This is a genomic window from Alcanivorax xiamenensis (assembly GCF_009846745.1).
Lineage (GTDB): Bacteria > Pseudomonadota > Gammaproteobacteria > Pseudomonadales > Alcanivoracaceae > Alloalcanivorax > Alloalcanivorax xiamenensis.
The window spans coordinates 39,639-50,543 of sequence record NZ_AQPF01000028.1 but is presented as its reverse complement, the minus strand read 5'-3'; the positions used below and the strand labels follow the sequence as shown (position 1 = coordinate 50,543).

The window sequence follows — 10,905 nt, the reverse complement described above, 5'->3', positions numbered from 1 at the left end:
CAGGCAAGCTCTCACAGCGGCTTCGTAGCAAAACTGTGGGAGCCAGCTTGCTGGCGAATTACGGCCCTCCGGCATTGCCATATTCGCTTGCAAGCAAGCTCTCACAGCGGCTCCGTAGCAAAAACTGTGGGAGCTAGCTTGCTGGCGAATTACCGGCCTTCGGCATTGGCACATTCGCGTGCAAGCAAGCTCCCTGCAGCGGCTTCATGGCAATTCGTGGATTGCTGCCCAGGGCTCTCGCCCTCAGAAATGACGCAGGCGGCGGACCAGCAGGTAGACGGGTAGCAAACCCACCGCCACCAGGGCGAGGGATGGCAGAGCGGCACGTTGCCACTCCCCTTCCGCGGTGAGTTCATAGATGCGCACGGCCAGGGTGTCCCAGCCAAAGGGACGCAGCAACAGCGTGGCCGGCATTTCCTTCATGATATCGATGCCCACCAGCAACAACGCCGTGACCAGCCCCGGCGCCACCATCGGCAATAGCACCCGCCTCGCCGCGTCCAGCGGCGGAGCGCCGAGCGTGCGGGCCGCCTCCAGCAGAGCCGGACGAACCCGCTCCAAGGCGCTTTCCACCGGGCCGAAAGCCACCGCCATGAAACGGATCACATAGGCCAGGAACAGCGCCCCGAGACTGCCCACCAACAGTTGCTTCCAGCCAAACCAGTGCCCCAATTGGCGGTCGATGGCGGCGAAGCCGATGACGATCCCCACCGCCAGCACCGAACCGGGCAACGCATATCCCATCGTCGCCGTGCGTACCAACACGCGCATCAACCGGTGCGGCCGCAGACGCTGCAGCCAGGCCAGCACCGACGCCAGCCCCACCACCAGCACACCGGCACTGATACCCAATGTCAGAGTGCGCAGCGCCATGGACACGAATCGTGCGTCCAGGCCGCGAGCCACTTCGTCCAGGGCCCAGTACAGCAAGCGTCCCGCCGGCAACAGGAAGGCCAGCGTCACCACCAGCCCGGCGTAGCCGGTCATCAGCCAGGCCCACCGTGAGCGCGCCGCCGCCATCGGGCGGCCACCGCGCTCTCCGTAGCGGGCGCGCCCCCGGCCACGCCGTTCCAGCCATAGCGCCAACAAGACGAACAGCAACAACAACGAGGCCAGCTGCGCGGCGGCGGCCAGTTTGAACAGGCCATACCAGCTCTTATAGATGGCGGTGGTAAAGGTGTCGAAATTGAAGACGGAAACGGCGCCGAAGTCCGCCAGCGTTTCCATCAACGCCAGCGCCAGACCCGCGGCGATGGCCGGGCGCGCCATCGGCAACGCCACCTGGGCGAACGCCGCCCAGGGGCCGCGGCCAAGCAGCCGGGCCTGTTCCATCACGGCCCGGCCCTGGGTCAGGAACGCCAGCCGCGCCAGCATGTAGACATAGGGGTAGAACACCAGGGACAGGGTGACGATCACCCAGAACGGATGGCGCGCGCTGAAGCCGGAAAACCCCGGCCACCACTGACGCAACGCCGATTGCACCGGACCGGAATAGTCCAGCCCCTGCACCACGACGAAGGCCAGCACATAGGCCGGCATGGCCAGCGGTAACAGCAGAGCCCAGTCCAGCACGCGGCGGCCGGGAAAATCCTGGGTGGCCACCAGCCAGGCCAGACTGACGCCCAGCAGCAGCGCCCCGAGACCCACGCCGATCACCAGCAAAGCGGTATGCCCCAGCAAACGCCAGAGCACGGTATCCACCAGATGGCGCCAGGTTTCCGACTCGTCGCCGCGCCAGGCGGACAACAGCACGGAAACCGGCAACAGCACCGCCAGGGCCAGGACCCCGGCGATGATCAGATAGCGATCGACTCGGCGATCAGCGGTAACCCGCACGGTCCATCAGCTTCACGGCTTCCACCTGACGGCTGCCCGCCACGCTGACGTTGAGGTCGTCGGCTTTGAAGTCTCCCCAGGCCTTGACCTGCTCCGCCGGTTCGACGCCGGAGCTGGCCGGGTACTCCAGGTTGCCGTCGGCGAGCAGCTTCTGGGCTTCCGGCTTGCTCATCCACTCCAGCAACGCCACGGCGGCTTCCCGGTTGGGCGCGTTCTTGGTGACACCGCCACCGGAAATGTTCACATGGGTGCCGCTGCTGTCCTGGTTGGCCCAGAACAACTTCAGAGGCAGCTGGGGATTGTCGCGTTGCAGACGGCCGAAGTAGTAGGTGTTGACGATGCCGACGTCGCACTGGCCGGCGACTATGGCTTCCATCACCGCGTTGTCGTTGGCGAACACATCGGTGGCCAGATTATCGACCCAGCCGCGCACCACGCGCTCCGCTTCTTCTTCGCCGAGCCGCTCGATCATGGTGGCGACCAGGGATTGGTTGTAGACCTTCTTGGAAGTGCGCAGACACAAACGGCCTTTCCATTGTTCATCGGCCAGCGCTTCATAGCTGGACAGTTCCGACGGTTGCACCCGCTCGGTGGAGTAGACAATGGTGCGGGCGCGTTGAGTCAGACCGAACCAGCGGCCCTGCTCGTCACGCAGATGCTCCGGCACATTGCCTTCCAGCACGGTGGACTCCACCGGTTGCAGCAGATCCTCCTGGGTGGCCTGCCACAGGTTGCCGGCATCCACGGTGACCAGCAGATCCGCCGGGGACTGCTCGCCTTCGGCTTTGAGGCGGGCGGCCAGGGCACCGGCGTTGTCGGTGATATAACGAATGGAAACACCGGTTTGCTCAGTGTAAGCGTCGAAGACCGGCTTGATCAGCTCGTCATTACGGGAGGTGTAAACCACCACCTCGTCTTTAGGCTCGGGTTGCTCGGAACAGGCGGCGACAAGAAGGGCGAGCGCAGGCAGGGCCAAACGGCGCAGGACAGTCATGGGGCATGGCTCCATAAACGAAAATGATTCGCGATTATCAAGGCTCCATTATCGATTGGCAAGGACGTGCCAATTGCGGCAGGTCCCCGGCCCGGCCCAGGGCATGCTCAATGAACAGACGCCGCGCCGGCGGCAGCTTGTCCACCAGGCCAAGGCCGGTATTTCGCAGCCAGCGCAGTGGCGGCTCCCGCCGTTCGAACAGCATCTTGAAACCGCGCATGGCCTGCTGCATCAGCAGGTTGTCGGCACGCCGGCGACGCTCGTAACGGGCCAGCGCGACGGGATCAGCCAGGGGCAATCCGGCCTGACGAACCCGGGCCAATTCTTCCGCCAGCACCCCCACATCCAGGAAGCCCAGATTGATGCCCTGCCCGGCCAGCGGATGGATCACATGGGCGGCGTCGCCGACCAGCGCCAGACCTGGCGCCCGGTAGCTGCTGGCATGCCGCTCCTGGATCGGAAACACGCGCCGCGCGCTCACCGGCCGGGCCAGACCGAGCACTTCGGCGGTGGCCCGGTTCAGGGCACCGGCGAAGGCGTCATCGTCTTCCGCCAGGCGCTCTTCGATAAATCCAGGCCAGCCGGACCAGACAATGGAGCAGTGCCTGCCGTCACGGCTTTCCGGCGCGTCGGACGGCACATTGAACAGCGGCAGCAGAGCCAGAGGGCCGGACTCCAGGAACACTTGCCGGGCGCAGCCGCCATGGGGCCGTTCGGTCTCGATGGTAGCCACCAGCGCATGGTGACCGGTATCGCGGGGACCACCGGGAATGCCCGCCGCCTCGCGTACCAGCGAACGGGCGCCGTCGGCGCCCACCACCAGGCCGGCGCTGTAGTCACCATCGCCGGCCCTCACCCGCCACCCCTCCGGGGTGCGCCGGACGGCGGCGACTTTGGCGCCACATCGCCAGTCCAGGCCCGGCCGATCGGCACCGGCCCGGTACAGGGCGGCGACGATATGATCGTTTTCCAGCAACCAGCCCAGCGCTTCCGCGCCGGCCTCGGTCACGTCGAAATTCACTTCGCCGGTGCCATCGTGATCCCACACCTGCATGTGCCGATAAGGCTGCACCCGTTGCGGGTTCAGGTATTGCCAGGCGCCGGCGTGGTTGAGCAACCAGTAACTGGCCTCGTTCAAGGTCGAAACACGCAGGCCCGGCTCGCCTTCCGGCCAGACCGGCTCGGCGGCGCCATCCAGCACCCGCACCGCCAGCCCCTGATCGGCCAGCAGCAACGCCAGCAGCCCCCCGGCCATGCCGCCGCCAACGATCAGAACATCACTGTGATGAGAGGAGGTCTCGGTCATTGCAATCCCATGGCGCGACGAGCGAAATCCCGGCGCGGGCCGGGCAACAGATCCAGGGCCAGCAGGCCCAGTTGACGACTGTGGGCGAACAGCGGCTGGCGCACCCGGAACCATTCCGGCAATTGGCGCGAAGCCTGGGTGACCCAGGCCTGATCGGCACGCCGCGCTTGCTGCCACCGCGACAAGCACGCCAGTTCGCCCGGATGCGCGGTACCGCCCACGGCTTCCGCCAGCGCCGCCAGATCGCGCACACTCAGATTGAAACCCTGGCCCGCCACCGGGTGCAGGGTATGGGCGGCATTGCCCACCACCGCTCCGAACGGCACCGCCTGGGCACAGGCTTCAGTGAGCACCAGCGGATAACGGTGACGCTCGCCGATGGCGGTGAGCGCCGGTGGCGCCGCCCCCATGCGTTGATGCAAGGCGTCCAGGGCCTGCGTGTCGTCCATCGCCATCCAGGCGTCCACTTGATCACGGGGGCCGGTCCACACCAGCGCCATGCGTTGATCCGGCAACGGCAGCAACGCCATGGGTCCGTCATCGAGAAAACGTTCGAAGGCCCTGCCCTTATGCGGCTCCGCCACCGCCACGTTGGCGATCAGCGCGTCATGGCCAATGTCCTGTTGCCGTGCCGTGATGCCGAGCCAGTCCCGGGTGCGCGAGTTGGCACCGTCGGCGGCGATCAGCAAGGGCGTGTGACGCTCGCCGCCGTCGTTGAACTTGGCGATATAGCCGTCGGACACCCGGCGGGCGGCCTCGACACCATCCGGCGCCCGTACTTCGATGGCGTCATCCCGGTACAGCGCGCTCACCAGCAAATAGCCCAGCCAGCGGTTCTCCACCACCGCGCCCAGGCGCGGCAGGCGATGTTCTTCGGCGAGCATGCGGGTCAGACCGAGGCGCCCCTGGCGGGACACGTGCACCTCGTTGATGGAGGCCGCCCGTTCCAGTAACGGCGCCAGCAGCCCCAGTTGTTCCAGCACCTTCAGGCTGCCGGCGGACAGCGCGGTACTGCGGGCATCGAAGCTGGGCGTTTCCGGCGGCGCCTCGGCGGGCAAAGGGTGGCTTTCCACCAGCGTCACCGAAGGGCAGCCGTGATGGCGCAGCAACAACGCCAGCAAGGCGCCGGCCATGCCACCACCAACGATCAGTGGCCCGTTCGGATTCATGCCCGCGCCTCTCGCATCAGCGCTTCGATATCATCGATCGCCTTGGGCACATCACGGGTCAGGACCTCGCAGCCGTCAGCGGTCACCAGCACGTCATCCTCGATGCGGATGCCGATGCCACACCAACGCGGCTCCACCGTGTCGTCATCCGGCGCCACATACAGTCCCGGTTCCACCGTAAGCACCATACCCGGCTCCAGCTGCCGCCAGGCACCGCCGACGCGGTAATCACCGACGTCGTGCACATCAAGGCCGAGCCAGTGGCCGGTCCGGTGCATATAGAAGCGGCGATAGGCTTCGGTTTCCACCAGTTCCGCCGGATCCCCATGCAGCAACCCCAGCGCCACCAGCCCTTCGGTGAGCACGCGCACGGCTTCCTCGTGGGGGTAATTCCAGTGATGGTCCGGATGGGTGGCGTCAATCGCCGCCAACTGGGCCTTCAGCACCACTTCATAAAGTGCCCGCTGCTCGGCGGAGAAGGTGCCGCTCACCGGGAAGGTGCGAGTAATGTCCGAGGCATAGCAGTCCAGCTCACAGCCGGCGTCCACCAATACCAGCTCGCCGTCCTTGAGTTGGTCGCTGTTTTCCACGTAATGAAGGATGCAGCCGTTGGCGCCACCGCCGACGATGCTGGGGTAGGCCGGGCTGCGGGCGCCGTGGCGCATGAATTCGTGCAGGTACTCGGCTTCCAGCTGGTACTCGTACATACCGGGCCGCACCGACTGCATGGCACGCACATGGGCGCCGGCGGAAATGGCAGCGGCGCGGCGCATCACCGCCTGCTCTTCCTTGCTCTTGAACAGACGCATGTCGTGCAGCAGGTGGGACAGCGCGACGAACTCCCCGGGCGGCTGCGCGCCGGTGCGCACGCGCTCACGGATGGCGTTGACCCAGCTCATCAGTTGCCGGTCGAAATCGTCATCCCGACCGATGTCGTAATAGACCCGGTTACGGCCTTCGATCAGACCGGGCAGGATGTCGTCGATGTCGTTGATCGGAAAGGCGTCGTCGGCATGGTGGTTCGCCACCGCCCCTTCCGGGCCGGCGCGATAGCCGTTCCAGATTTCCATGGCGCGATCACGCTCACGGCAGAACAGGACGAACTCACCATGCTCGCGTCCCGGCAACAGCACCATCACCGCTTCCGGTTCCGGGAAACCACTCAGATACCAGAAGTCGCTGTCCTGGCGATAGGGATGCTCCACATCCCGGTTGCGGGTGCGCTCCGGCGCCGCCGGCAGAATGGCAATGCTGTTGGGTTCCATCTGCTCCATCAGCTCGCGCCGGCGGCGCTGGAATTCCTGCGCGGAAATAGACATGAACGCGGCCTCCTCATGAACCTTTAAAAACGTCAGTCACTGGCGGTGTCGCCGCCGGGTATCAATGCTGCCGGGGCGGGGTTTCCGGTTTCGGCTCGGACTGCCCTTTGCGTTCCGCCTTCATCACCAGTTCGGTGTAGATCATCAGCGCGGCCATGCGGCAATGCTCCGCCACCTGTTCGAACATATCCTCGCTTTCCGGATCATCGTCCTCCGGCGTCGCCACCTGGCTGATCGCCGCCAGATCGGACAGCGCTTCCTGGATGCCCATGGACAAGGCGCTGTCGCTGGTGCCGGCGGCACCGGTGCCGAAACCCACCAGGAAGCCTTCGCTCCATTGTCCCAGGGCCGCCACCCGCAGGCCCAGGTCTTCTTCATCTTCCGGCAGCAACAGGGTGAGGTCGAGCCCGGTATCGGCGAAGGCGGACAGTGCCTGGTCACGGCAGGTCAGCAACACAGCGGCGACGTCATTATCAAAGCCGGAAGGCAACTCCACATGGGCGGCGAGCACGCCCAGCAGTTCATCGTCGCGGCGACCGTGGCCGGTGGCCAGCAGTCCGCAGATCACCCCCTGCACTTCACTGGGGGAGTGAGCGACACCGGCGCCGGCGAAGGCCCGCGCGCAGCTTTCGAAATCGTAGGTGTCAGACATGGGATTCTTCACGTTGCGGTTTATGAACAGGCTCTAAGTCTTGAATTCCATTGACCCTTTCCAGGGCCCTACCTATAGTACAAAAAGCCGTCATTCCCGGCGGCGGCCCCTCCACTTCCCTACTGTACGTGCAGCAAGCGACAGTGGCACGGGGGCTTAACCTTAGGCGAACAGCGACCGATTTGCCATGACGACGGAACAACAACTGCGGCAACTGGAAGCCCACGTGGACTCCCTGCTGCGTCAGTCCAACCGTTTGCGCGAAGAGAATCGCCTGCTGCGCGAGCGGGAACACCGTCTTCTCGATGAACGGGCCCAGCTCATCCGTAAAAACGACTTGGCCCGCTCCCGGGTGGAGGCGATCATAACGCGCCTGCAATCCCTGGAGCAGGAGGACTCATGAACGATAGCAGTTCGCTGGTGATTCACTTGCTGGGCAAGGAATACCGCGTGGCCTGCCCGGTTGGCGAGCAGGACAATCTGCTGCGCGCCGCCCGCTATCTCGACACTCAAATGCGTGAAGTGAAGCAGGCCAATGTGATTGGTCTGGAACGCATCGCCATCATGGCGGCCTTGAATATCAGCCACGAGTTGCTGGAAGCCCGCTCCAAAGCCTCTTCCGATGAGACCGGCAGTGCCCGTATGCAGGCGCTGATCGATCGGCTGGAGGGAGAGCTGCGTGCGCTCGAGGAGCTCGCCCCCCAGAACCGCTCTTCTGTCAAGCCCTGACCGGCTGCCCCCGCCCTGATATACTACGCTCAAGTGTCCCCTGGTCCGTTCGCCAGCCGGGTTATGTCCCTGAGCCGATGTTGTACCAAAAGGGAACCAATATTGGCCGGCCTGTGCGCATGTCCGCCACCGAGCGGAAAGCCTGATGGTCCGGTCCGCGGTTCCCGCCTTGAACCTGACGGTTCAAGGGCCACACCCGCAGCGGCGGCCCGGGGGGCACGCTTTCTCAAGAGCAGTGAATAGTGGATAGTGAACAGTGAATAGTGGGGTGCCGGTAAGAGAGGCATGCCGCTACCCGAGAAGACATTCCTTTTAAAGCCCCTCCTTTCCATGAGCCCATCCGAGCAAGTTGATCGCAAGCAGTTGCGCCGTGAGTTACGGGCGCGGCGGCGGGCTTTGGGTGCGGGTGAGCGGCGTCTGGCGGAGAGGCGGTTCGCGCGTAATTTGCGGCGGGAACTGGGACCGCGGCGGGCTCGCCATGTGGCGGTCTATCATGCCGCCGACGGCGAATTGTCGCCGCTACCGGGGCTGGCTCAGCGCCGCTTTCAGGGCACCCGTCTGTATCTGCCGGTGCTGGACCCGGTTTACCGCGGCCGTCTGCGTTTTCATCTCTGGCGCCGGGAGAAAAGACTGCGCGCCAATCGTTTTGGCATCGGAGAGCCACGATGCGCGGAGCGAGCACGGGCGGACTGGGCGCTGGATGTTCTGTTGATTCCACTGGTGGGATTCGATGATCGAGGCCATCGCCTGGGCATGGGCGGCGGCTTTTACGATCGGACTTTGGCGAATTTCGCGCGACGACCACGCCGCCCCCGGCTGGTGGGCGTCGCTTTTGAGTGTCAACGGCTGTCCAGGGTGCCGGAAGCCCCCTGGGATCAGCCGCTGGACCTTATTATAACGGATTCTCGCAACTGATTAGCGTGACTGATCGGCCTTGATACTGACGCCGGCGGACTGGGCATAGCGCTCCAGATCCGGCTGATTGCCACCGTGGGTGAGGGTGCTCACCAAAACGCCGGTGGCAAAAATGATCGCCAGGACAACCAGTGCATCTGGTCTTTTCTTCATTGTGTCTTCAATCCCCAAGAAAAAGTCATCACTCTCAAAAGGCTGTCCATGCCGAAGCATGGAATACTAATGCAAAATTTATGTAACAAAACGAGAACTGGATCGAAAAATGATCACTTGCCTCTTAAAAGTCAAGCGGTTACATCAACATGCTCACCTTTCTTAACAAAAGTACCGCTCAACTTTCACCTGGCGTGATCCGTGGTTTACGAGGTGTGTGATCGCTCACGTCCTAGTTCAAAAACAGCCGGTACGCTGGATTGTCACTCTCTTCCACCATCGGATAGGGGACTTTCTTGAGGTCCTTGCGCAGGTTGCCCCTTTCTCCGAAGGGCACCTGGAAGCCCACCAGCACCCGTCCATAGGCGGCGCCGTGGTTTCTATAGTGGAACAGGCTGATATTCCACTTGTGGCCCAGCGACATGAGGAACTTCAGCAGCGCCCCGGGGCGCTCGGGAAATTCCACCCGGAACAGCATTTCGTCCAGGTCCTGGCGCGAGGTGTGCCCACCCACCATATGGCGAATGTGCAGCTTGGCCATCTCGTTGCCAGTCATGTCCACCACCGGATAACCGGCAGCCCGCAGCTCTTCCAGTAACGGAGCAAGATCCGCGCCACCAGAGCTGGTCTGAATACCGACAAAAATATTCGCTTCGTGTTCCCCGGCGTACCGATAATTGAACTCGGTGATGGCGCGGCGCCCCACCACCTGCAGAAAATTACGGTAGGCGCCCGGCTTCTCGGGGATGGTTACCGCCAGAATCGCCTCGCGCTGCTCGCCCAGTTCCGCCCGCTCGGAAATATGCCGCAGACGATCAAAATTGACATTGGCACCACTCTGGATCGCCACCAGCGTCTTGTTCTCCGACTTGGTGCGCGCCACCCATTTTTTCAGGCCGGCCAGGGCCAGAGCTCCGGCGGGCTCGCAGACGGTGCGGGTGTCCTCGAAGGTGTCCTTGATGGCCGCGCAGATCTCGTCGGTGGTGGCGGTGATCACCTCATCCACCGTGTCCTTCAGCACCCGGAAGGTTTCCTTGCCGATCTGCTTCACCGCCACGCCATCGGCGAACAACCCCACTTCAGGCAGCGTTACCCGGCGTTTACGCTCCAGGGCGGCTTTCAGGCAAGCGGCGTCTTCCGGCTCCACGGCAATGATCTTCACATCCGGGCGCACGTACTTAACGTAGGCGGCGACCCCCGCGGCCAGTCCACCGCCACCCACCGGGATGAAGACGGCATCCAGATCCCGGCTTTGCTGGCGCAGGATCTCCATGCCCACGGTGCCCTGCCCGGCGATCACGTCAGGATCATCGTAGGGGTGGACGAACGTCAGGCCTTCCTTTTCTTCCAGCTTGCGGGCATGGGCCAGCGCCTCATCGAAGCTGTCGCCCACCAGCACCGCCTTGCCGCCAAGCTGACGTACGGATTTAACCTTGATATCCGGCGTGGTGCGCGGCATCACGATCACCGAGCGCACATTCATGGAGGTGGCCGCCAGCGCCAACCCCTGAGCGTGGTTGCCGGCGGATGCGCAGATCACGCCGCGTTCGCGCTGGGCCTCGGAAAGCTGGGCCACTTTGTTGTAGGCGCCGCGCAGCTTGAAGGAGAACACCGGCTGCAGATCCTCGCGCTTGAGCAGCACCCGGTTGCCAATTCGCCGGGAAATCAGCGGCGCGGCGTGGATGGGGGTCTCATGGGCCACGTCATAGACGCGGGATTGCAGGATCCGTTTGACGTACTTTTCAAGCATGGGGGTTCCGAAAATCAGCGCGAGACCGCCGGACCGGCGGAAAGCAGCTAGTTTACGGTTTGAGCAGGGAGTCCGTCCACAG

At 64.0% G+C, this 10,905-nt stretch carries 11 protein-coding genes and 1 other RNA gene; 4 read left to right on the top strand and 8 right to left on the bottom strand.

Features of this window, described 5'->3' with window-relative positions:
- Positions 1 to 243: 243 nt before the first annotated feature.
- The 6 genes from A6D6_RS15070 to A6D6_RS15045 all read right to left on the bottom strand — a co-directional run bounded on the left by A6D6_RS15070 (position 244) and on the right by A6D6_RS15045 (position 7,276).
- Positions 244 to 1,836: an ABC transporter permease gene (locus A6D6_RS15070; RefSeq protein ID WP_159661179.1), complete on the bottom strand. Its 1,593-nt coding sequence runs from the start codon at positions 1,834 to 1,836 to the stop codon at positions 244 to 246.
- Positions 1,820 to 2,830, bottom strand: coding sequence for a Fe(3+) ABC transporter substrate-binding protein (locus A6D6_RS15065; protein WP_133492813.1), 1,011 nt, complete (start codon positions 2,828 to 2,830; stop codon positions 1,820 to 1,822). The genes A6D6_RS15070 and A6D6_RS15065 overlap by 17 nt, the downstream gene beginning before the upstream one ends.
- A 37-nt stretch (positions 2,831 to 2,867) precedes the next feature.
- Positions 2,868 to 4,136 carry an FAD-dependent monooxygenase gene (locus tag A6D6_RS15060; RefSeq protein WP_133492812.1) on the bottom strand — a complete coding sequence of 423 codons (1,269 nt, stop codon included), beginning with the start codon at positions 4,134 to 4,136 and terminating at the stop codon, positions 2,868 to 2,870.
- Positions 4,133 to 5,305, bottom strand: coding sequence for an FAD-dependent monooxygenase (locus tag A6D6_RS15055; RefSeq protein ID WP_159661178.1), 1,173 nt, complete (start codon positions 5,303 to 5,305; stop codon positions 4,133 to 4,135). Before A6D6_RS15055 ends, A6D6_RS15060 begins: the two co-directional genes overlap by 4 nt.
- Positions 5,302 to 6,624: a Xaa-Pro aminopeptidase gene (gene pepP / locus A6D6_RS15050; protein ID WP_133492810.1), complete on the bottom strand. Its 1,323-nt coding sequence runs from the start codon at positions 6,622 to 6,624 to the stop codon at positions 5,302 to 5,304. The genes A6D6_RS15055 and pepP overlap by 4 nt, the downstream gene beginning before the upstream one ends.
- Before the next feature lie 61 nt (positions 6,625 to 6,685).
- Positions 6,686 to 7,276, bottom strand: a complete 591-nt coding sequence (locus tag A6D6_RS15045; protein WP_159661177.1) for a UPF0149 family protein — start codon at positions 7,274 to 7,276, stop codon at positions 6,686 to 6,688.
- Between the two features lie 187 nt (positions 7,277 to 7,463).
- Here A6D6_RS15045 and A6D6_RS15040 point away from each other — a divergent pair, with 187 nt between their 5' ends.
- From A6D6_RS15040 to A6D6_RS15025, 4 genes are all read left to right on the top strand, one after another.
- Complete coding sequence (locus A6D6_RS15040) at positions 7,464 to 7,679, top strand: TIGR02449 family protein (protein ID WP_133492808.1); 216 nt, start codon at positions 7,464 to 7,466, stop codon at positions 7,677 to 7,679.
- Positions 7,676 to 8,005, top strand: coding sequence for a cell division protein ZapA (locus A6D6_RS15035; protein ID WP_159661176.1), 330 nt, complete (start codon positions 7,676 to 7,678; stop codon positions 8,003 to 8,005). The genes A6D6_RS15040 and A6D6_RS15035 overlap by 4 nt, the downstream gene beginning before the upstream one ends.
- Positions 8,006 to 8,039: 34 nt before the next feature.
- Positions 8,040 to 8,225: non-coding RNA, 6S RNA (ssrS, locus tag A6D6_RS15030), on the top strand.
- A gap of 110 nt (positions 8,226 to 8,335) precedes the next feature.
- Positions 8,336 to 8,920, top strand: a complete 585-nt coding sequence (locus A6D6_RS15025) for a 5-formyltetrahydrofolate cyclo-ligase (RefSeq protein ID WP_159661175.1) — start codon at positions 8,336 to 8,338, stop codon at positions 8,918 to 8,920.
- Here the strand turns inward: A6D6_RS15025 and A6D6_RS15020 are convergent, their stop codons facing one another.
- Positions 8,921 to 9,073, bottom strand: a complete 153-nt coding sequence (locus tag A6D6_RS15020; RefSeq protein ID WP_022997042.1) for a hypothetical protein — start codon at positions 9,071 to 9,073, stop codon at positions 8,921 to 8,923.
- A gap of 232 nt (positions 9,074 to 9,305) precedes the next feature.
- Entirely contained in the window at positions 9,306 to 10,823 is a 1,518-nt protein-coding gene (ilvA, locus tag A6D6_RS15015) for a threonine ammonia-lyase, biosynthetic (protein ID WP_133492805.1), read from the bottom strand.
- Between the last annotated feature and the right edge of the window lie 82 nt (positions 10,824 to 10,905).

Bases quoted from the DNA above. Each gene is read 5' to 3' on its own strand.
- A6D6_RS15065 (WP_133492813.1), bottom strand. From the start codon at position 2,830: ATGACTGTCCTGCGCCGTTTGGCCCTGCCTGCGCTCGCCCTTCTTGTC.
- pepP (WP_133492810.1), bottom strand. From the start codon at position 6,624: ATGTCTATTTCCGCGCAGGAATTCCAGCGCCGCCGGCGCGAGCTGATG.
- A6D6_RS15045 (WP_159661177.1), bottom strand. From the start codon at position 7,276: ATGTCTGACACCTACGATTTCGAAAGCTGCGCGCGGGCCTTCGCCGGC.
- A6D6_RS15055 (WP_159661178.1), bottom strand. From the start codon at position 5,305: ATGAATCCGAACGGGCCACTGATCGTTGGTGGTGGCATGGCCGGCGCC.
- A6D6_RS15025 (WP_159661175.1), top strand. From the start codon at position 8,336: ATGAGCCCATCCGAGCAAGTTGATCGCAAGCAGTTGCGCCGTGAGTTA.
- A6D6_RS15060 (WP_133492812.1), bottom strand. From the start codon at position 4,136: ATGACCGAGACCTCCTCTCATCACAGTGATGTTCTGATCGTTGGCGGC.
- A6D6_RS15020 (WP_022997042.1), bottom strand. From the start codon at position 9,073: ATGAAGAAAAGACCAGATGCACTGGTTGTCCTGGCGATCATTTTTGCC.
- A6D6_RS15040 (WP_133492808.1), top strand. From the start codon at position 7,464: ATGACGACGGAACAACAACTGCGGCAACTGGAAGCCCACGTGGACTCC.
- ilvA (WP_133492805.1), bottom strand. From the start codon at position 10,823: ATGCTTGAAAAGTACGTCAAACGGATCCTGCAATCCCGCGTCTATGAC.
- A6D6_RS15035 (WP_159661176.1), top strand. From the start codon at position 7,676: ATGAACGATAGCAGTTCGCTGGTGATTCACTTGCTGGGCAAGGAATAC.